Source organism: Rathayibacter sp. AY1C4 (genome assembly GCF_002932195.1).
Taxonomy (GTDB): domain Bacteria; phylum Actinomycetota; class Actinomycetes; order Actinomycetales; family Microbacteriaceae; genus Rathayibacter.
In genome coordinates this window covers 40,604-60,006 of the sequence record NZ_PSWE01000022.1, presented here as the reverse complement: position 1 = coordinate 60,006, position 19,403 = coordinate 40,604, and the positions used below count along the sequence as shown (strand labels likewise).

Here is a 19,403-nt window from a genome sequence, read left to right as displayed (position 1 = left end):
GGCTCGACGTGCTGCCGTGGGTCGCGATCGTCATCGTCGCGGTGGGGCTCGTCGTCAGCCTGATCGTCGACGCCCGGGCGACGGCGGCGGTGCGGGCGGGAGGGGGACGACCATCAAGCCTCGCACGCCCGCGCGGCGTCGGCGCGCGGGGTCGTCGTCGTCGGCGCTCTCCTCGGGTCCGGACCGGCTCGACCGCCCTGTCGAAGGCTCCTCCGTCCGGGTCAGCGGCTGGTCCGTCCACTCTGCCGCTGCACACTCCTACGGCTCCGTGCTCCACCCGCCCCGCACGGGCGAGCCGGGTTCCTCGCTCCTCCTGCTCCGCACGGGCGAGCCGCACTCCGCTCGCCGCGCCGTCACCTCAGCGAGGCCCGACCGCCCGGCCGCGGTCGTCTCCGTCCGAGCCCATGCGAGCGCACGGCGGCGTCGGCCGGGCGCATCGCGAGGGGCGGCCGCGTCCGAGGGTCGGGCCGCCCCCTCTCGACGGCCCCGGAGTCCGCGCCTCAGACCGTGGTCACGACGCGCAGAGTGCGTAGACGCTGAGGGTCAGCGTGCCGTTGACGGCGTAGGCGGACCCGGTGACGGTCCATGTACCGGATCCGACCGGAGCGCTCGTGGAGATCTCCGACTTGTAGGGGCTGCTGCCGTCGACCTCGGTCCAGGAGAAACCGCCTCCGATGACATTCGGCGTCGCGCCGGTGCAGGTGGCGGAGAGTGTCTGCACGTTGTTCGCGTAGATTCCAGTCCTGGTCGCGGTGACTGTGGCGTATGTGGCGCCTCCGCCCGCGGGTCCGGCGGGTCCGGCCGCTCCATCCGCTCCGGGAGGCCCTGCGGGCCCGGTCTCTCCGTCCATTCCGGTGGCTCCGATCTCTCCGATCGGCCCGGGGGCTCCGTCTGCTCCGGGGAGCCCGGGGGCTCCGTCTGCTCCGGGGAGGCCGGGGGCTCCGTCTGCTCCGGGGAGGCCGGCGGCTCCGTCCGCTCCCGTCGCGCCGATCTCTCCGTCCGCTCCGGCGGGACCAGGCGCCCCGTCCGCCCCGTCCGCTCCCGGAGAACCGATCGGCCCCACTGCTCCGGCAGGACCCGTAGAGCCCACCGCGCCCGTGGCGCCGGTCCTGCCGACCTGTCCCACTGCTCCGGGAACGCCCGCCGGCCCCGTCTTGCCGACCGGTCCCTGCAGGTTCCAGCTGGCCGTGGTGGCGCCCTTCGGGCACGTCGGCGAGGTCGTGCCGACCTTGAAGAGGAGGCCCTGCTGCAGGCATCCGTAGTAGGCGGGCGACGTCGTCGTCGCAGCGGATGCCGCGGCGCTCCCGCCGGCGACGACCGCCAAGGCGACGGCGACGGCGATTCCGGCGTTCTTCAGTCCACGCCGGCGGGACTTCTTCGAGGATTCGATCATGAACGAAAGGTAGGTCTCAGGCCGTGTCCGAGGGTGGACATGTCCGCAACAGGACACCGGTCCGCTGCTGAGGCGGACGACCTCCTGCTCCTGCCTGGTGCGGCTGACGTCCCGCCACTCGAGGCCCAGACGCACCGTCAGCGGTCGGCACGGCACGGCACGGGCGGCCTCACCGGAGGCGGCTCCTGGTCCGCGGCGCCGGCTACCACAGCGCCGCCCGCCCGTGCACGGGGTGGCCCCGGAGGCGCGGCTCGCCTGGGATGGAGGGGAGCGGCCCGATCCGGGTGCCGCGGACGGAGGAGCCATGCCCGACCAGTACACGTTCACGAACCCCGCCACCCAGTACCCGGACGTGACTCCGCCGGTCCAGCAGCAGCCCGAGCCCGGGCTGCAGTCGCGGATGACCCCGGTGCCCGACCTCGGCGAGGAGAGCTACCGCGGCACCGGCAGGCTCGCGGGCCGCCGCGCGCTCATCACGGGAGCCGACTCCGGGATCGGCGCAGCCGTGGCCATCGCCTTCGCCCGCGAGGGGGCCGACGTCGCCCTCGCCTACCTCCCGAGCGAGGAGGAGGACGCGCAGCACGTGATCGGGCTGATCCGCGCGGAGGGGCGCACCGCCGTGCCGATCCCCGGCGATCTCACGAGTGCCGAGTACTGCACGCGGCTCGTGGCGGAGGCGGTCGAGGGCCTCGGCGGGCTCGACGCGGTGGTCAACGTGGCCGGGAAGCAGATCTGGAAGGAGGACCTGCTCGACATCACCGATGAGCAGTTCGAGGCGACCTTCGCGGTCAACGTCTTCGCTCCGTTCCGGATCATCCGCGCGGCCCTCCCGCACCTGCCCGCGGGCGCCACGATCATCAACACGGCGTCGGCGGAGGCGCACAAACCCGCCCCCGACCGACTCGACTACGCGATGACGAAGGGCGCGATCAACAACCTCTCGAAGGGCCTCGCGCAGCAGCTCGCCGCGAAGGGCATCCGCGTGAACGTCGTGGCGCCCGGCCCGACGTGGACCGCCCTGCAGGTGAGCGGCGGCGTCGACCCCGAGAGCCTGCCCGACTTCGGCTCCAGCGAGTCGCCGATGGGCCGTGCCGCGCAGCCCGCCGAGCAGGCCCCGGCCTACGTGTTCCTCGCGTCCGCCGAGTCGAGCTTCGTCGCCGGCGAGACCCTCAACGTGAACGGCGGCATGGTCTCGCCCTGACCCGCCGCGCCGCCGCCGCTCGCTGCTGGACCGCCGAGACGCCTCGGTCCTGCTCGAGACACGGGCTCGCGTCAACCCTCTCCCGAGCGGCGGGGGGCGCGAGGTGCCATGGAGGGACCACCACGAAGGAGCACCATGAGCACCACGACCGTCCTCCCCATCGAGACCTACTCCGACGAGCAGGGCTGGCACAACCGCATCGCCCACGCCCGGGTCCCGCTGAGCCACCACGAGTCGCGCCAGGAGGCGGAGGAGGTCGGCGAGGAGATCGCCGAGCAGCGCGGCGGGGAGCACGTCGTCCTCGGCTGACGGCCGGCGCGGGGCGCGGCATGCCGTGCCCGATCGGGGAACGCGCCCGGCCCGCGGAAGGCGCCGGGCCCGCAAGTCGCGCCCGGCCCGCAGGCGCCCGCTCCGCAGACGCCCCGTCCCGCGCGTGTAGCGCCCTCGACCCCGCCCGGTCAACCTTCTCGACCTCCCGGCCCCCTCCTCCCTAGCGTGGCCCGTCGTGCTCGCTCCCGAGCGCGCGACGAGAGGACGACATGGCCACCACGAGCGACGCCCCCGCGGCCGGAGAGGCCGGCGGCACCTCCCTGCGCCGCCGCATCACCGGCCCGCTGCTCTACTTCTTCATCCTCGGCGACGTCCTCGGCGCGGGCATCTACGCCCTCATGGGCACGCTCTCGGCGGAGGTCGGCGGCGCCGTCTGGATGCCCCTCCTGCTCGCGCTCGGCCTCGCGCTGCTGACCGCCGGCTCCTACGCCGAGCTGGTGACCAAGTACCCGAAGGCGGGAGGCGCGGCGGTGTTCGCGCAGCGGGCCTTCAAGCGTCCGATCGTCTCGTTCCTGGTCGGCTTCGCCATGCTCGCGGCCGGAGTGACCAGCGCGGCCGGTCTGTCGCTCGCGTTCGCCGGCGACTACCTCGGCACCTTCCTCGACGTGCCGACCGTGCCGACGGCCATCGTCTTCCTGATCCTCGTCGCGTGCCTCAATGCGCGGGGCGTCGCGGAGTCGCTGCTCAGCAACACGGTGATGACCGTGATCGAGGTCGGCGGCCTGCTGATCGTGATCGGATGCGTCGCGCTGCTGGTGGCGGGCGGAGGCGGCGACCTCTCCCGCACGGTCGAGCTCAGCTCCGAGCAGGCGCCGGCGCTGGCGGTGCTCGGCGCGGCGATCATCGCGTACTACTCCTTCGTCGGCTTCGAGACCTCGGCCAACATCGCCGAGGAGATCCGCGACCCCAGCCGCGTCTACCCGCGCGCGCTGTTCGGCTCGCTGCTGACGGCCGGTGCGGTGTACGTCCTGGTCGGCCTCGCGAGCTCGATCGCGCTGCCCGCCGACGAGCTGTCCGGATCCTCCGCCCCGCTGCTCGACGTCGTGACGGCGAGCGGAGCCGGGGTGCCGGCGTGGCTGTTCAGCCTGATCGCGCTCGTCGCGGTCGCCAACGGAGCGCTGCTGACCATGATCATGGCGAGCCGCGTCACCTACGGCATGGCGAAGGACGGCCTCCTCCCGGACGTGCTCGGCCACGTGCTGCCGAAGCGCCGGACGCCGTGGGTGGCCATCGCGGTGACCACGCTGGCGGCGTGCCTCCTGACTCTGGTCGGCGATCTGGCGACCCTCGCCGAGACCGTGGTGCTGCTCCTCCTGCTGGTGTTCATCAGCACGAACGTCTCGGTGCTCGTGCTGCGGCGCGACAAGGTCGAGCACGACCACTTCCGCGTGTGGACGGCGATCCCCGTGCTCGGCGTCGCCTCGTGCGTGCTGCTCCTCAGCCAGCAGGACCCGATCGTCTGGCTCTACGCGGGGATCCTCCTCGTGGTCGGAGTCCTCGTGCACCTGGCGACCCGCCGCTCCTCCCGCCGCACCGCCTGATCCGCTGACGGTCCCGGCGGGGCCGCCGCTCCGCCGGACCGTCCCTCCCGACCGCCGCGCGACCGGTCAAGCCCCTGGGCGGACGGCCGTCCGAGGCGTGGGATGGAGGGAACGGAAGGAGCACGAATGACCGACACACCCTCCCGCGAGGAGCTGCCGCTCCCCGACTGGAACGACATCCCGCTCGCCACGCTCGCGGAGCGCATCCGCCCGCTCGACGAGGCCGGCCTCGGCGCGCTGCTCGCCTACGAGGAGGCGCACGGGCACCGACTGCCGGTGACGACGATCCTGCACTCGCGCCTCGAGCAGCTGCGCGGGGGAGCGGAGCCGACAGGCAGCGTGCCGGAGTCGCTGCCCGAGGTGTCCCGCTCGTCGTCCGGATCGCCGGTCTCGCCGGCGACGTCCGGTCCGGCGATCAATCCGCCCTCGCACGGAGTGCCGACGAACCCGGCTCAGCCGCGCTGAGGGCGGCGGGCGGAGCCGCGGTCGCGGCGGCTCCGCCCCCGCCGCGCGCTGCCCAGGGCCTGCCCAGCGCGCACGGGCAGACTGTCCGGAGCCGATGACGGCGACCGGACGAGGGAGCAGTACCCGGAACGCGACAAGACTGACTCGTAGGAGCTGTCATGTCCTGGATCGTCCTCATCCTCTCCGGTGTCCTCGAGGCCGTGTGGGCCACCGCCCTCGGCAAGTCGGAGGGCTTCACGCGGCTCGGCCCGTCGGTCGTCTTCGGAGTCGGCGTCGTCGCGAGCATGGCCGGCCTCGCCTACGCGATGCGCGAGCTGCCCACCGGCACCGCGTACGCGGTCTGGGTCGGGATCGGCGCTTCGCTGACCGTGCTCTACGGCATGTTCTTCGGCGGCGAGGGCTTCTCGCTCGTGCGCACGCTGCTGGTCCTCGGGATCGTCGGCTGCGTCGTCGGCCTGAAGCTCGTGCACTGAACCGAGGCCCCGTCCTCTCCTCCGCGACAGGCCGCTCCCGTACGCGACACGCCGACGGAGGCGCGCCGGACTGGCATCTCGCCGAGGGTCCGAGGCCGGTGGTTGCAGGACGCCGCGCGTACCACCTAGGCTCGGCGCATCAGGGGAGAACGATCGTTCTACGGTTCTCCCCGCCCCCCCCAAGGAGGACTCATGCCCACTCGTACCGCACGCACCGCCTGGAACGGCTCGCTCGAGACCGGCGAGGGCCAGGTCGAGCTCTCGAGCTCGAAGATCGGCACCTACGACGTCTCGTTCCCCAAGCGCGCCGCCGACGACGCCAACGGCTCGACCAGCCCCGAGGAGCTCCTCGCGGCCGCCCACTCCGCCTGCTACGCGATGCAGTTCTCGGCCGTCCTCGGCCAGGCCGGCGGCACCGTCGAGGCGCTCGACGTCCGCGCCGACGTCTCGCTCGGCCCGGACTCGGCCGGCGGATTCAAGCTCACCGGCATCAAGCTCATCGTGAGCGGCGAGGTCTCCGGCATCGACGAGGCCGCCTTCCTCAAGGCCGCCGACGAGGCCAAGGAGACCTGTCCCGTCAGCAAGGCGCTCACCGGGGTCGACATCACGCTCGACGCCACCTTCGAGGGCTGAGCCCCTCCGCACGTCCCGAGCACCCCGTCGCGCATCGCGGCGGGGTGCTCGTGCGTCCGGCGCGGCCGCGGAGCGGCCTATGGAGACCCCCGCCCCCACCGGCCGCCCGGCGCCCCCTGTCGTCAGACCGCCGCCGGCGCGTAGCGGAAGCCGGCGCCGAGGTGCTCCTCCGGCAGCCGGTCGCCGCGGCCGTGCAGCTTCTGGCGGAGGCTGCCCTCGACGTACTCCTCCGGGTACGCGCCGCGGCGGCGCAGCTCCGGCACGATGAACTCCACCACGTCCTCGAAGGTGCCGGGCGTGATCGCGTAGGCGAGGTTGAACCCGTCCACGTCGGTCTCCTCGACCCACTCCTGCAGATGGTCGGCGACCTCTGCGGGCGAGCCGACGACGAACGGGCCGAGCCCGCCGATCACGCTGAGCTTGGCGATGTCGCGGACCTTCCACTCCGAGCCGTCCTCGTTCGCCTCCTGGAAGTTGGCGACGGCCGACTGGATCGCGTTGCTCTTCACGTTGCCGATCGGCTCGTCGAGGTCGTACTGCGACAGGTCGATGCCCATCCAGCCCGACATGAAGACCAGCGCCCCCTCCTCGCTCCCGTAGGAGAGGTAGTCGCGGTGCTTCTCGTGCGCGGCCTCGCTGGTCTCGGCGGTGATGATCGTCAGCAGCGTGTAGATCTTCGCGGAGTAGCGGTCGCGGCCGGCCGCCTCGAGGGCGTCGCGGATGCGCGAGACGGTCGCCTTCAGGCCGGCCTTCGTCGAGGACGCGACGAAGATCGCCTCCGCGTTGCCCGCCGCGAAGCGGATGCCGCGCGGCGACGCTCCCGCCTGGTAGATGACGGGGGTCCGCTGCACCGACGGCTCCGAGAGGTGGATGCCGGGGACGGTGAAGTTCTTACCGCGGTGCCCGATCTCGTGCACCTTCGCCGGGTCGGTGAACACGCCGGACTCGCGGTCGCGGACGACCGCGTCGTCCTCCCACGACCCCTCCCACAGCTTGTAGAGCACCTCGAGGTACTCGTCGGCGACGTCGTAGCGGTCGTCGTGCTCGAGCTGGTCCTCGTGGCCCATGTTGCGGGCGGCGCTGGGGAGGTAGCCGGTGACGACGTTCCAGCCGACGCGGCCCTTCGTCAGGTGGTCGAGCGTCGACATGCGCCGCGCGAACGGGTACGGGTGCTCGTAGGCGGTGCCCGCGGTGATGCCGAACCCGAGGTGCTCGGTCGCGGCGGCCATCGCCGAGACGAGGAGGATCGGGTCGTTGACGGGGACCTGCGCGCCGTGGCGGATCGCCGCCTCGTTCGAGCCGCCGTAGACGTCGTAGGTGCCGAGCACGTCGGCGATGAAGATACCGTCGAACGTGCCGCGCTCGAGCAGCTTCGCCAGGTCGGTCCAGTACGAGAGGTCCTTGTAGCGCCAGGACTGGTCCTGGGGGTGGCGCCACATGCCCGAGGACTGATGGGCGACGCAGTTCATGTCGAAGGCGTTGAAGCGGATCTGGCGGGTCATGGAGTCGATAGTGCCCAGAAGAGCAGCGAACGGGTACCGAGCGCGACGCACGGCGTCACAATGCGACGCCCGTCGAGGCGCCCGGCGGGTCTGGGTAGTCGGCGACGTCCTCGACGAGCTGGCCGACCTCGAGGACCGCATCGGCAGCGCGATGATCGCGAGTCGGAACGGGTGATGCGCCGGGGCGCACCGCCCCCGTCCGCCGAACGGGCGGCTCCTCCTCCTACGCCAGCTCGCGCCCCAGGAAGCGCACGTGCTCGCCGATCTGGAACGCCTCGCCGCCCTCGTGGCCGTTGAAGGGGTAGACGCGGATCTCGCGGGGTCCGGCATAGCGGTTGTAGGAGGCGTAGACGGTGGACGGCGGGCAGATGTCGTCGCGGAGCGCCACCGAGAACAGCGCGGGGGACTGCGCGTAGGGGGCGAAGGAGGTGCCGTCGAAGTACGAGAGGGTGTCGAACACGCGCGCCTCGGCGCCGCGGTGGGTGTGCAGGTACTGCACGATCTCGCCGTACGGCATCGTGTCGACCAGCCGGACGGCGTGCGGGATGTGGGAGAGGAACGGCACGTCGACGATCGCGGCGCGCGCCGACTCCGACTCGCCGAGCAGGCCCAGGATCCCGGTGACGGCGAGAGCGATCCCGCCTCCCTGGCTGCCGCCCGAGACGGCCACGCGGGAGGCGTCGACCGCGGGGTGCGCGCGCAGCACGTCGAGCGCGCGGACGGCGTCGGTGAAGACGCGGCGGTAGAAGTGCTCCGCGGGCGACTCGATGCCCTGCGTCATGAAGCCGGAGACGTGCGGCCCGCTGCCCACCGGGTCGGGCGTCGCTCCGGAGCGGTGCCCGGACCCCTGGCCGCGGGTGTCCATGACCAGGTGCGCGTAGCCGGCGGCCGACATCGCGGTCCACTCCGCGAGCTGCCCGCGGCCGCCTCCGTAGCCGATGAAGGTCACGAGCCCGGGGAGGGGGCCCTCGACGCCGCGGGGGAGGATCAGCCACGCGCGGATCGGGTGGCCGCCGAAGCCGGAGTAGGTGACGTCGAAGGTGTCGAGCAGTCCGAAGCCGGCGTCGACCCGCTCGAGGCGCGGCTCGGTCGCGACGGCCCTCGCCTCGGCGATCGTGTCGCGCCAGAACTCGGCGAACCCGGCGGGCTCGGCGATCTCGGGGGCGTACTGCTCGAGGAGGTCGAGCGGGAGGTCGTACTGCGGCATCACGGACTCCTTCTCGGGCAGCGGCGCCCGAGGACCGAGGCTACTGGAGGGACGGGCCCACCTGGGTGCGGCGTGGGAGAACGCCGCAGAGCGGAATGCCTGGGCGCCCTCCGCGTTCTCCTCAGCATGACGACGTACGGAATCATCGGAGCAGGCAACATCGGCAGCCAGGTCGCACGGGCGGTCATCGCCCTCGGGGACGAGGTGGTCATCGCGAACTCGCGCGGCCCCGAGACCCTCGCCGACCTCATCGCGGAGCTCGGCCCGAAGGCCCGCGCCGCCACGGCACAGGAGGCGGCCGAGGCCGCCGAGATCGCCGTGGTGACGGTGCCGCTGAAGAACCTCGAGGAGGTGCCGGTCGCCCCGCTCGCCGGCAAGATCGTCCTCGACACGAACAACTACTACTTCGAGCGCGACGGCCGCATCGAGGCGCTCGACAAGGGCGAGACCACGACCAGCGAGATGCTCCAGCAGCACCTCCCGGAGTCGAAGGTCGTCAAGGCGTTCAACCACATCATGGCCGCCGACATCACCACCGACGGCACCCCGGTCGGCACGCCCGACCGCCGTGCCCTCGCGACGTCGAGCGACTACCCCGAGGCGATCCACTTCGTGACCGACCTCTACGACCGGATCGGCTTCGACACCGTCGCGATCACGCCGCTGAGCGAGTCGTGGCGCGTCGAGCGCGACCGCCCCGCCTACGTGGTGCGGCAGAACCGCGAGGAGCTCGAGGCCAACCTCGCGAAGGCCCCCCGCACGGTCTGATCCAGCCACTCGGAGGGGAGCGGAGCTGCGGCGCCGCTCCCCTTCTGCATGTCCGGACGGCGTCGGAGGCGCGCCCGGGACGGCTCCCTCGGCGCTCGCCGCCGCCGGGCCTGCGATAGTCGAGAGGACCAGCCACGCACCAGAGAGCCCCGATCGGGCTCCGAGAGGAGAGGCCTGCCATGCCCTCGACACCCCGTTCCGTCCCCTCCCGCTCCGGGCTCTCGCGCCGCAGCGTCGTGATCGGCGGTCTCGCGGTGCTCCCGCTGCTCAGCGCCTGCACGCCCGACTCCTCCGCTCCGGACGACGCTCAGCAGGAGGCGCCCCGCACCCGCACCGCGGCTCCGAGCGGGCCGGTGGCGCTCGCCCCGGACGCGCTCGCCGCGAGCGCGGCCCTGTTCGCCGCGGCTCCGCTGGTCGTCCTGGTCGAGGACGTCGCCGAGTCCCGCCTGCGCGCAGCCCAGGTGAGCATCGCCTGGGGCGTGCCGCTGCTGGTCGGCTCGGCGGGATCCGGAGCGACGGCCGCCCCGACCGCGGACGCCGCGGCCGCGGGATCCACGGCTTCCGAGACGCCGTCCGATCCGGGGGGCCCGTCCGACTCCGCGACCGGATCCGCCACCCCGTCCGCCACACCGTCCTCCACCGCTCCGACCTCCGACGCCCTCGCCGCCGAGTTCGCCCGCCTCGGCGTGACCCGCGTGCTCGCGATCGGCGACGTCACCGCGCCCGAGGGCGTCGACGTCGTCGCCTCCGCCTCCGACGCGGCCGCCCTCAGCACCGCGTCCGGCGTGACCGTGACCGACCTGGCGCTCGCCGACCTCGCCGACGCGGCGCCGTCCACCGCCTCCGACGCTCCCTTCGGCGCTCTCCCGGCCCGGGCCGACGCCCTGACCGGCCTGCACGCTCTCGCCCGCGCGCAGGACGCCGACGTCGCCGCACTGGCGACCGCCCGCGCGGCCGGCGTGCCCGTCACCGTGGTCGACGGCGACGACCTGCTCGCCTCGGGCGGAGCCGTGACCGCGATCGCCGAGGCCGACGCCTCCTGCACGCTGCTGCTCGGCCCCGTGCTCGCCGCCCAGCCCGAGCCCGAGTGGGCCGTGCGCGCGGCCGCGAGCGGCTGGCAGCTGCCGGGCGGCGGCCAGCGGATGTTCGGCGGGCACCTCTTCGTCGCGATCTACGGCACTCCGGGCGCTCCCGTCCTCGGCGTGCTGGGGGAGCAGGGCCTCGAGCCCACGATCGCGCGGGCGGAGGCGGTGGCCGAGCCGTACCGGGCGCTCACCGACAAGAAGGTCGTGCCGAGCCTCGAGATCATCACCACGGTCGCGGCGGGCGACCCCGGCAAGGACGGCGACTACTCCAACGAGCTCGACGCCGCCGACATCCGCCCCTACATCGACGCGGCGCAGGCGGCGGGGATGTACGTGGTGCTCGACCTGCAGTCGGGGCTGACCGACTTCCTCACCCAGGCGAAGCAGTACGCGGACCTCCTGTCGCTGCCCAACGTCGGCCTCGCGCTCGACCCGGAGTGGCGCCTGCTGCCCGGCCAGAAGCCGCTGCAGCAGATCGGGCGCGTCTCGGCCGCCGAGGTCGACAGCGTGTCGGAGTGGCTGGCCGACCTGGTGCAGAGCGAGGGGCTGCCGCCGAAGATGTTCGTGCTGCACCAGTTCCGGCTGTCGATGCTGCAGGACCGCGACAGCATCCGCCGCGACCGGCCCGAGCTGGAGTTCCTCATCCACGTCGACGGCCAGGGCTCGCAGCCCGACAAGCAGGCGACCTGGGACGCGCTGCACGAGGGCGCCCCCGAGGGCATCGGCTGGGGCTGGAAGAACTTCTACGACGAGGACGCGCCCATGCTCACCCCCGCCGAGACCATGGCCGAGGTCCGCCCCCTCCCCGACCTCGTCACCTACCAGTAGGCGGAGACCGAGGGCGGGCGTCAGCGGCGCAGGAGCTCGCCGGAGACGACGCCCGCCTCGACCTCCTCGAGGGCACGGCCGCGGGTCTCGGGCACGCGCTTCCAGATGAAGACGAGCGCGAGCAGACCGACGGCGCCGAACAGGAAGAACGTGCCGGTGATGCCGACCCCGGAGACGAGGGTGGGGAAGAACAGGCCGAGCACCGCGTTCGTGATCCAGTGGCAGAAGATCGCGATGCCGACGCCGACTCCGCGTATCCGCAGCGGGAAGATCTCGGACAGCATCACCCAGGTGACGATGTTGAGGAACGTCTGCATGCTCCCCACGAACGCGACGACCAGCACCAGGATCACGTACGGCCGCGCCGGGTTCCCCACGGGGAGCGCGACGGAGGCGATGCCGATCAGGAAGTGCATCGCGGTGGTCAGGGAGTAGCCGAGCAGGAGGGTCGTGCGGCGGTTCATCGTCTGCATGAGCCGCAGCCCGATCAGGCCGCCGATCACGGCGATCGCCCCGGGTGCGATGTTGGCGACGAGCGCGCCGTCGTGGTCGAAGCCCGCCTCCTTCAGCACCGACTGGCCGTAGTACATGATCGAGTTGATGCCGGTGAGCTGCTGGGCGACTCCGATCCCGATGCCGACCAGCAGGATGCGCACCGCCCAGCGCTCGCGCAGCGCCTGCAGCAGGGGGATCCTCGGGCCGTCCTTCGCGCCGATCGAGCGGGCGATGGTCTCCGCCTCCGCATGGGCCCGGTCGGGCGTCCGGATGGTCGTGAGCACGTCGAGCGCCTCGTCGCGGCGGCCGTGCGCGATCAGCCAGCGCGGCGACTCCGGGACCCGGGTCATGCCGAGCAGGAGCGCGGCGGCGGGGAGCGCGGCGACGGCGAGCATGATCCGCCAGACGCCGGGCAGCTCGCCCCAGACGGTGCCGATGACGGCGTTGGCCACGAAGGCGGCGAGCTGGCCGATCACGATCATCAGCTCGTTGCGGCCGGCGAGCGAGCCGCGGATCTCGGAGGGGGAGATCTCGGAGAGGTAGATCGGCACGACCACCGAGGCGCCGCCGACGGCCAGTCCGAGGACCGCCCGCCCGAGGACCATCACGCCGAAGCCCGGCGCCACCACGCAGACGAGGGCGCCGACGAGGAAGAGCACGGCGAGCAGGCGGATCGTGGTCCGCCTCCCGAGGGCGTCGGCGAGGCGTCCGCCCGAGATCGCGCCGATCGCGGCGGCGAAGAGGAGCGAGCTGGTGACGACCCCCTCGGTCAGCGCGGTGAGGCCCAGCTCGGCCGACATCGGCTCGAGGGCGCCGTTGATGACGCCGGTGTCGTAGCCGAAGAGGAGGCCGCCGAGGGTCGCGATGAGCGCGATGAGGCCGAGACGCCGAGTCGGCGCCTCCAGGGAGGTGGTGGTCATCCGCTCACTCTGACGCATGGCCGCGCGGTGAGGGAACCCTGGACCGCCGAGGGAACCCGGTGTAGCGGGTCCTCTCGACGGCCCGGGGTCCCCTCGGCGGCAGGAGGGGGGCGAGCGGAGGGTCCTCAGGAGGAGACGCGCGCGCCCTCGCGCAGGCCCTCCTCCTTGGCCTGCTGCACCAGGGCGGCGATGCGGCGGCGCGAGCGCGAGCGCCCGGCGAGCAGCGCCGCGAGGATGAGGGCGACCCCGAGGATCACGAGCAGCTGCGGGACCGGCACGGCGGCGACCGTGATCGACTCCGTCACGGGAGCGGTGGCGACCGGCTCCTGATCGGCGGCGGCGACGGTCGGTGCGATGGTCAGGTCGGCGCCGACCCCGAAGAGGGGCCAGATGCCGTCGAGCTGCACCGAGACGCTGCGCCGGTCGCCGGGCAGCAGCTCCTGCTGGGGCGCGTCGGCCGCGACGACGGGGGCGGTGGCGCCCTGGGCGCTCGCCGTGCCGTCGAGCAGCAGGCGCACGTTGCCAGTGTTCACCACGTCGGCGACGAGCGAGAGGGAGCCGGGCTGGAACGGGTTCCAGGAGAGGCGGTAGTCGCTGGCCAGGTCCTCGACGGAGAAGGAGGGGGTCACCTCGCCGGTCACGCGGGTCATCACGCGGAAGCCGATGCGGCTCTCCACTCCGACGTTCGCGCCTCCCGCCTCGGTGCCCTGCGAGAGCACGGAGGCGGCGATGCCGGCGGCGTGGTCGCCGGGGGTGGCGTTGTCGGGGACCGTCACGGTGAACGGCACCACGCCGCTGCTGCCCGGATCGACGGTCACGGTCTCGGGGGCGGAGATCCACAGCCCGGCGTCGACCGACTCCTGGTCCGAGTTGAGCATGTTGAAGCGGCCGGTGTCGGTGAAGTAGCCGTCGGCGCTGGTGATGCTGAAGGTCACGGGCTGGTCGCTGAGGTTCCGCACGACCGCCTCGTCCGAGGCGCTCGCGCCGGGGGCGAGCTCGAGCTCGACCCACGCACGCTTGTCGGGGACGCCGTCGGTGGAGGGGCTGACCGCCCAGGTGATAGCTCCGTCGGCCGCGACGGCCGCCGGAGCGACTCCCGCGCCGAGGAGGGCGACGATCAGCGCGAGCAGCGCGGGGAGGAGCGGGCGGCGGGGAGCGGCGGAGCGGCGCGGAGCAGTCATCAGAACCTCATGGTCGCACGGGGGAAGCACGACGCGGCCGGGCGGGCGGGCCCGGCCGCGTCGGCCGTGGTGGGATCGCGGCCGAGGGAGTGCGTCCCCCGGCCGCGACGGGTCACTCGAAGAGCGACAGGGTGATGGTGGACGAGTACGCGCCGGCGTCCACGTTCACGGGGGTGCGGAGGAAGAGGTCGGCGTCGGCGCTCCAGGAGCCCTCGGGGTTGATCTGCTGGGAGTTGCTGGCGACGATCGCGAGCAGCTCCTTGCCCTTCAGGCCGACGCCGTTGGCGCCGCCGTCGATGGCGGTGCCGACCTCATCGCCCGCGGCGACCTCGCCGAGGTCTCCACCGTCGACCAGGTCCGGGGTCCAGCCGAGGTTCTCGGCGCCGATGGTCGAGCCGTCGGCCGACGTGAAGTCGCTCGCCGTGCCGATGACGTACCACGCGGAGTCGGGGGAGACGTCCGCGGCGTCACGGGTGTCGGTGACCGTGACGGTGGGCAGGGTGCCGGTGAACTGGCGGCGGACGTTGTCCGAGCCGGTCTCGGTCAGCGTCGTCGAGTCCGCGGCGACGGTCATCGAGAGGGCGCCGGTCCCGGGGAGGTCGGCGATCTCGACGTTGATGTCGACGTCGTCGTTGCCGTAGTTGACCTCGGCGGCGAACGCCGTTCCGGCGACTCCGAGCAGGAGAACGCCTCCGGCCAGTCCAGCGGCTCCGCGGATCAGAAGGGATCGGGTGTTCATGTCGGGTGTTCTCCGTTCTCCGGCCGGCGTCGTCGCCGGCTCGATCTCAATGGGTGTGGGTCGTGCCCGCGGATCAGCTGCAGCTGGCCGCGGAGTAGGGGGCGGTTGCGGAGGCCGTGGCCGGCTTCCCGCTGATGAACGCGGTCGCCGTGGCGGTCGCGGATCCGTCGGTCACGCTCGTCGCCCGGGTGGTGAAGGCGGCCGAGACGGTGGCGCCGGGAGCGACGTCGGCGAAGCTCTTGGAGCCCCACGTCGTGCCGATCACGATCTTCGCGGCGAAGGCGTTCGGGTTCGTGGCGGTCGCGGTGACGACGATCTTCCCGGCGGCGCAGCGCGTCGTGGAGGTCGTGGTCACGGCGATCGCGGGTGCCGAGTCGGTCACGGGACCGACGGAGGCGGAGGCCGTCGCCGGCGTCCACTGCGGCTTCGCGGCGGTCACGGCCACCGAGATCGTCGCTCCGCGGTCGGCGGCGGTGAGCGTGTAGCTCGACGCCGTCGCCCCGCTGATCGCGGTCCCACCGCGCTTCCACTGGAAGCCGGTCGCCGTCCACGGGGAGGAGGCGGAGGCGGTCAGCGTGCTGCCCACCGTCGCCTTCCCCGTGATCGAGGCTGCGAGCGGCGCGGTGTCGACGATCGTCTGCGCGGCGACGCTGGTGAGGGTCGGGACGACCTTCTGCATGAGCCCGGTCGTCTTGTCGAAGGTCACCCGGTCGATCGTCGTCTCGCGGTGCTGGCCGTCTCCGCCGGGGATGGCGAAGCGGTGGTAGGCGATGTACCAGTCGTCCGTGCCGGGCACGTTGACGATCGAGTTGTGGCCCGTGGCGAGGATGCCCTGCGAGGTGTCCTTCTCGAGGACCACGCCGCGGTAGGTCCACGGTCCGTCGACGCTCGTCGAGGTGGCGTAGCCGACCTTGTAGTTCTCCGAGCCGGTGTCGTCGATCGAGTAGGTGAGGTGGTACAGACCGTCGCGGTAGTTCAGGAACGCACCCTCGCGGAAGTCGGTCAGACCGCTGATCTTCTTGATCGTGCCGGTCTTGATCGAGAGCATGTCGTCGGACAGCTCCCCGTAGAGCGGGTCGCCGTTGCCCCAGAAGAGGTAGCTCTTGCCGGTCTTCGGGTCGGTGAACGCGGCGGGGTCGATCGCCTGGCCGGACCGCACGGACTCGCCGTTGGTGATCATCGCGGTCGGCTGCGCCGTGAACGGGCCCATCGGGCTGTCCGAGACGGCGACTCCGATCGTCTTGCGGTTCAGCGAGGAGTTCTCGCCGGAGAAGTAGAAGTAGTACTTCCCGTTCTTCTCGATGATCGTCGGCGCCCAGGCGTTGCCGGTCGCCCACGGCACGTTGCCGTTCGCGCCGTCGAGCGTCAGGAAGGGCTGCTCCGAGCGGGTCCAGTCGATGAGGTTCTTCGAGGACCAGGCGTAGAAGGTCTTGCCGCCCCAGCCGGCGAAGCCGTCCGAGGTCGCGTACAGGTAGTAGGTGTCGCCGAAGACCGCGATGTTCGGGTCGGCGTTCAGGCCTGCGAGGACCGGGGACTTCATGACGACGGCCTTCAGGGTCCAGGTGGTCGCGGTGCCGCCGGCGGCGGGCGTGAGCACGACCGTCTGCGGGGTGGAGAGGTCGCGGACGGTGCCGGAGGCGGGGCTCGCCGTGACGCCGGCCGCGGTGGAGAAGGTCGGGGTGAGCTTCGTCAGGTCGGTCCCCGGCTTCACCGGGAAGGTGACCGTCCTGCTCGCCGAGTCGACGATCGGGGCCGTCTTCAGGACGTCGCCGCTGAGCGACAGGTCGACCAGGGCCGACGTGTTGCCGGAGGCGGCGAGCACCTCGGAGGCGCTGAGGGCCCGGTTGTAGACCGAGAACTCGCGGATCTGGCCGCGGAAGCGGTTGTCGGCGTCGTAGTTCGAGCGCCCGATGTAGTTCGCCGAGGTGGAGCCGCCGCCGATGTCCTTCGGGTCGGTCGTGACGGTGCCGCTGGCGACCTTCACTCCGTCGAGGTAGATCGTGCCGGTGGTGCCGGAGAGCGTGTACGTCAGGTGCGCCCAGGTGCCGCGGGGGAGGGCCGAGCCGCCGGCGACGGTCTGCTCGGTGGTGTAGTTCCCGGTCGCGATGCTGGTGCGGTAGTTGTTGCCCGAGGTGAAGAGGTAGCCGTCGCCGGCGCCGTTCGTGGTGTTGCCCAGGCCGTAGAGGAAGTAGGCGCCGCCCTGCGCGGGGTCGATCCAGACGTCGGACTGGATGGTGAGGTCCGTCACTCCGGCGAGCAGGTCGTTCGGCAGCTTGACGTAGTCGTCGGTGCCGTCGAGCTGCAGGGCGCCGTCCTTCCAGGTGCCACCCGAGGGCAGCGTGCCGTTCTGGTTGTTGCCCGAGCTGTCGCGCACCGTGGTGCCCGAGCCGCCGTCGAAGGTGTAGCGGAGGATCTCGCCGGCCGCGTTGACCGGCTTCGCGGCGGGGCCGGTGCTGCTGGTGCCGTAGGCGGCCGTCAGGCGCGCCTCCTCAGCGCTCGAGAGGCGGAGCACCGAGCCGTGGCGGAAGGGCTTCGAGAACGAGTACGTGTTCGCGCCGGTGGTGCCGACAGGAAGCGCCGTGAACCGCATGTCCGCGAGGGTGTCGGTGACGTAGGCGGAGTAGCCGAACGAGTCGCCCATGACGACCCAGCGGCCGTCGGGCAGCTGGTAGACGGTGAGGCCCTCGAGGTGGTCGGAGAGGCCGCGGGACTTCTCCTCGCCGAAGCCGATCACGCGGGTCCAGGGGCCGGCGAGACTCGGGGCCTTGTCGACGACCGTGCGCCAGTCGGCGGTGGAGAAGCGGTAGTACGTGTCCCCCTCCTTCGCGATGGTCGTGTCGATGATGCTGCCGCGGCTCCCGCCGCCGGCGGCGGGGTTCTCGTCCAGCCAGACCTTCGGGGTGGAGAAGCCGACGAAGTCGCGCGTGGTCGAGACGTAGACGCGCTGGGCGGAGGCCCCGCCGGTCAGCGTCTTGTCGCGGGCGGCCCAGTAGACGTAGTACTGGCCGGTCGCGTCGTCCCAGATCGCCTCAGGAGCCCACACGTTGCCCGCGTCGGGGAAGCCGGCGAAGACGATGCTCTGATCGCTCCAGTTCACGAGGTCCGTCGAGCGCCAGACGACGAGGTTCTTGCTCGCGTTGGTCTGGTCCCAGGTGCCGCCGGGAGCGGTGCCCTCGGCGTGCAGGTCGGTGCCGATGATCCAGTACTCGTCGCCGGTGGGGGAGCGCACGAGGTGCGGATCGCGGACGCCGAGGGTGCCGCCGAGGTTGGCGAGCACGGCCTTGTCGTTGTTGAGCTTCGACCAGTGCAGACCGTCGGTGCTGGAGCCGAAGTAGATCTTCTCGTAGTCGGTCGAGGCGAAGTGGGTCCAGAGGTAGCCCGCGTCGTACTCGGTGTCGAGGTCCGCGGGAGCCGCGGTCACCGTGACGGGCAGCTGCCGGGTCGCGGTCGTGCCGGCGATCGTCGCGGTGAGTGTGACGGGCGTGGCGGCGGACCGGCGCTTCACGACGCCGGTCGTGCTGAGCACGGCCGTGTTCGAGGAGGACCAGGCGACGTCGTAGGAGCCGGCCTTCGCGGGCAGCGTCACGTTGCCGCGGACGTCGCCGGAGTTGACGATCGAGAGGGCGTCGAGCGCCTTCTGGGCGTCGGCGTTCACGTCCTTGGCGGGCACGGTGGCGGTGAAGGTGCGGGTGGCCGTGGCCGAGCCGCGGGTGGTCGTGGCGGTCAGCTCGACCGAGGCGACCCCGGTCGCGGGCGGCGTGACGACTCCGCTGGTCGAGACGACCGCGGAGTTGCTCGAGGCCCAGGCGATGGCGGAGCCGTTGGGGCCGGTCGTCGGGAGGGTGAGGTTCGCGGAGACCGAGGAGAGGCTCCCGAGGTCCAGGGCGGCGGAGTCGCGGGAGACGCGCGTGCTGTCCGGGGCCTGGAGGGTCGCGACGTCGGCCGCGCTGAGCGCCGTGCTGTAGACGCGGAAGTCGCGGACCGAGCCGGCGAGGGTCTTGTCCGCCGTGTAGACGGAGCGGCCGATCGCGTTCGCGGTGGTGGTGCCGTTGCCGATCGCGGCGGGAGTGATGGTCACTCCTGTCTGCTGCGCGACCTGGGTGCCGTCGAGGTAGAGGCGTGCGGTGTCGCTCGCGTCGTCGAGCGTGTAGGTGAGGGTCTTCCAGACGCTGCGCGCGAGGTTCGCGTTGGAGTTGACGGTCTGCTCGGTGGTCCAGTTGCCGGTGGCGATCGAGGCCTTGTAGCCGTTGCCCGTCGTGTAGAGGTAGCCGTTCCCGGCGCCGTTCGTCGTGTTGCCGAGGCCCCAGATGAAGTAGGGCGTGCCCTGGTTCGCGTTCACCAGGACCTCGGTGCTGACCGTGATCGAGTTCAGGCCCGCGAGCAGGTCGTCGGGCAGCTTGACGTAGTCGTCGGTCCCGTCGAGGGCGACGCCCGCGGCTCCGCGAGGAGCGGCTCCGTTGACGAGCGTGCCGGTGCGGCCCTTGCCCGAGCTGTCGGCGACGGTCGTGCCGCTCGTCTCGTCGAGCGCGTAGCGCAGGACGAGGCTGTCGGAGGGAGCTGCGCTCGCCGACTGGGCCGTCAGAAGGGGGACGGTGAGGGCCACGGCCGTCACGAGGACGAGTGGTCGCAGGAAAGGCTTCAT

At 72.3% G+C, this 19,403-nt stretch carries 15 protein-coding genes and 1 riboswitch; of the genes, 8 read left to right on the top strand and 7 right to left on the bottom strand.

The features are described from left to right. Positions 1-511: 511 nt before the first annotated feature. Complete coding sequence (locus C5C99_RS17355; protein WP_219813628.1) at positions 512-721, bottom strand: hypothetical protein; 210 nt, start codon at positions 719-721, stop codon at positions 512-514. Between the two features lie 976 nt (positions 722-1,697). Between C5C99_RS17355 and C5C99_RS12045 the strand changes: the two genes are divergently transcribed. The 6 genes from C5C99_RS12045 to C5C99_RS12020 all read left to right on the top strand — a co-directional run bounded on the left by C5C99_RS12045 (position 1,698) and on the right by C5C99_RS12020 (position 6,036). Continuing rightward, a complete protein-coding gene (locus C5C99_RS12045; protein ID WP_104227027.1) occupies positions 1,698-2,594 on the top strand; it encodes an SDR family oxidoreductase in 897 nt (298 codons plus the stop codon). A 135-nt stretch (positions 2,595-2,729) separates the two neighbouring features. After that, positions 2,730-2,903 (top strand): DUF2188 domain-containing protein, encoded by a 174-nt coding sequence (locus C5C99_RS12040; RefSeq protein ID WP_159940661.1) that lies wholly within the window; start codon positions 2,730-2,732, stop codon positions 2,901-2,903. A 230-nt stretch (positions 2,904-3,133) separates the two neighbouring features. After that, entirely contained in the window at positions 3,134-4,465 is a 1,332-nt protein-coding gene (locus C5C99_RS12035) for an APC family permease (protein WP_104340134.1), read from the top strand. Positions 4,466-4,591: 126 nt separating this feature from the next. Continuing rightward, positions 4,592-4,930 carry a hypothetical protein gene (locus C5C99_RS12030; RefSeq protein WP_104340133.1) on the top strand — a complete coding sequence of 113 codons (339 nt, stop codon included), beginning with the start codon at positions 4,592-4,594 and terminating at the stop codon, positions 4,928-4,930. A gap of 85 nt (positions 4,931-5,015) precedes the next feature. After that, positions 5,016-5,079, top strand: a riboswitch (guanidine-III (ykkC-III) riboswitch). A 9-nt stretch (positions 5,080-5,088) separates the two neighbouring features. Next, the gene (locus C5C99_RS12025) at positions 5,089-5,403 is read left to right on the top strand and encodes a multidrug efflux SMR transporter (RefSeq protein WP_104222377.1); all 315 of its coding nucleotides are present in this window, start codon (positions 5,089-5,091) and stop codon (positions 5,401-5,403) included. 192 nt (positions 5,404-5,595) lie between these two features. Beyond that, the gene (locus C5C99_RS12020) at positions 5,596-6,036 is read left to right on the top strand and encodes an OsmC family peroxiredoxin (RefSeq protein WP_104222378.1); all 441 of its coding nucleotides are present in this window, start codon (positions 5,596-5,598) and stop codon (positions 6,034-6,036) included. A 122-nt stretch (positions 6,037-6,158) separates the two neighbouring features. On the opposite strand, the gene C5C99_RS12015 is transcribed toward C5C99_RS12020, so the two are convergent. Continuing rightward, positions 6,159-7,538, bottom strand: coding sequence for an LLM class flavin-dependent oxidoreductase (locus C5C99_RS12015; protein ID WP_104247810.1), 1,380 nt, complete (start codon positions 7,536-7,538; stop codon positions 6,159-6,161). Positions 7,539-7,761: 223 nt separating this feature from the next. Beyond that, entirely contained in the window at positions 7,762-8,745 is a 984-nt protein-coding gene (locus C5C99_RS12010) for an acetylxylan esterase (RefSeq protein ID WP_104222380.1), read from the bottom strand. 126 nt (positions 8,746-8,871) lie between these two features. On the opposite strand from C5C99_RS12010, the gene C5C99_RS12005 reads away from it, so the two are divergent. Together C5C99_RS12005 and C5C99_RS12000 are read left to right on the top strand one after the other, a co-directional pair. Continuing rightward, positions 8,872-9,513 (top strand): NADPH-dependent F420 reductase, encoded by a 642-nt coding sequence (locus C5C99_RS12005; protein WP_104222381.1) that lies wholly within the window; start codon positions 8,872-8,874, stop codon positions 9,511-9,513. A 179-nt stretch (positions 9,514-9,692) separates the two neighbouring features. Beyond that, positions 9,693-11,426: a hypothetical protein gene (locus tag C5C99_RS12000; RefSeq protein ID WP_104340132.1), complete on the top strand. Its 1,734-nt coding sequence runs from the start codon at positions 9,693-9,695 to the stop codon at positions 11,424-11,426. Between the two features lie 20 nt (positions 11,427-11,446). Here the strand turns inward: C5C99_RS12000 and C5C99_RS11995 are convergent, their stop codons facing one another. The 4 genes from C5C99_RS11995 to C5C99_RS11980 all read right to left on the bottom strand — a co-directional run bounded on the left by C5C99_RS11995 (position 11,447) and on the right by C5C99_RS11980 (position 19,403). Then, positions 11,447-12,841, bottom strand: a complete 1,395-nt coding sequence (locus C5C99_RS11995; protein WP_258060020.1) for a sugar porter family MFS transporter — start codon at positions 12,839-12,841, stop codon at positions 11,447-11,449. Between the two features lie 125 nt (positions 12,842-12,966). Continuing rightward, the gene (locus tag C5C99_RS11990; RefSeq protein WP_104222384.1) at positions 12,967-14,022 is read right to left on the bottom strand and encodes a WxL protein peptidoglycan domain-containing protein; all 1,056 of its coding nucleotides are present in this window, start codon (positions 14,020-14,022) and stop codon (positions 12,967-12,969) included. Positions 14,023-14,134: 112 nt separating this feature from the next. Further along, complete coding sequence (locus tag C5C99_RS11985) at positions 14,135-14,761, bottom strand: hypothetical protein (protein ID WP_104340131.1); 627 nt, start codon at positions 14,759-14,761, stop codon at positions 14,135-14,137. Between the two features lie 73 nt (positions 14,762-14,834). After that, positions 14,835-19,403: a family 43 glycosylhydrolase gene (locus C5C99_RS11980; protein ID WP_181074597.1), complete on the bottom strand. Its 4,569-nt coding sequence runs from the start codon at positions 19,401-19,403 to the stop codon at positions 14,835-14,837.

Coding starts and splice junctions, on each gene's coding strand:
- C5C99_RS12005 (WP_104222381.1), top strand. CDS start 8,872: ATGACGACGTACGGAATCATCGGAGCAGGCAACATCGGCAGCCAGGTC.
- C5C99_RS12000 (WP_104340132.1), top strand. CDS start 9,693: ATGCCCTCGACACCCCGTTCCGTCCCCTCCCGCTCCGGGCTCTCGCGC.
- C5C99_RS12030 (WP_104340133.1), top strand. CDS start 4,592: ATGACCGACACACCCTCCCGCGAGGAGCTGCCGCTCCCCGACTGGAAC.
- C5C99_RS12010 (WP_104222380.1), bottom strand. CDS start 8,745: ATGCCGCAGTACGACCTCCCGCTCGACCTCCTCGAGCAGTACGCCCCC.
- C5C99_RS12025 (WP_104222377.1), top strand. CDS start 5,089: ATGTCCTGGATCGTCCTCATCCTCTCCGGTGTCCTCGAGGCCGTGTGG.
- C5C99_RS12045 (WP_104227027.1), top strand. CDS start 1,698: ATGCCCGACCAGTACACGTTCACGAACCCCGCCACCCAGTACCCGGAC.
- C5C99_RS11980 (WP_181074597.1), bottom strand. CDS start 19,403: ATGAAGCCTTTCCTGCGACCACTCGTCCTCGTGACGGCCGTGGCCCTC.
- C5C99_RS12020 (WP_104222378.1), top strand. CDS start 5,596: ATGCCCACTCGTACCGCACGCACCGCCTGGAACGGCTCGCTCGAGACC.
- C5C99_RS12035 (WP_104340134.1), top strand. CDS start 3,134: ATGGCCACCACGAGCGACGCCCCCGCGGCCGGAGAGGCCGGCGGCACC.
- C5C99_RS12015 (WP_104247810.1), bottom strand. CDS start 7,538: ATGACCCGCCAGATCCGCTTCAACGCCTTCGACATGAACTGCGTCGCC.
- C5C99_RS11995 (WP_258060020.1), bottom strand. CDS start 12,841: ATGACCACCACCTCCCTGGAGGCGCCGACTCGGCGTCTCGGCCTCATC.
- C5C99_RS12040 (WP_159940661.1), top strand. CDS start 2,730: ATGAGCACCACGACCGTCCTCCCCATCGAGACCTACTCCGACGAGCAG.
- C5C99_RS11990 (WP_104222384.1), bottom strand. CDS start 14,022: ATGACTGCTCCGCGCCGCTCCGCCGCTCCCCGCCGCCCGCTCCTCCCC.
- C5C99_RS11985 (WP_104340131.1), bottom strand. CDS start 14,761: ATGAACACCCGATCCCTTCTGATCCGCGGAGCCGCTGGACTGGCCGGA.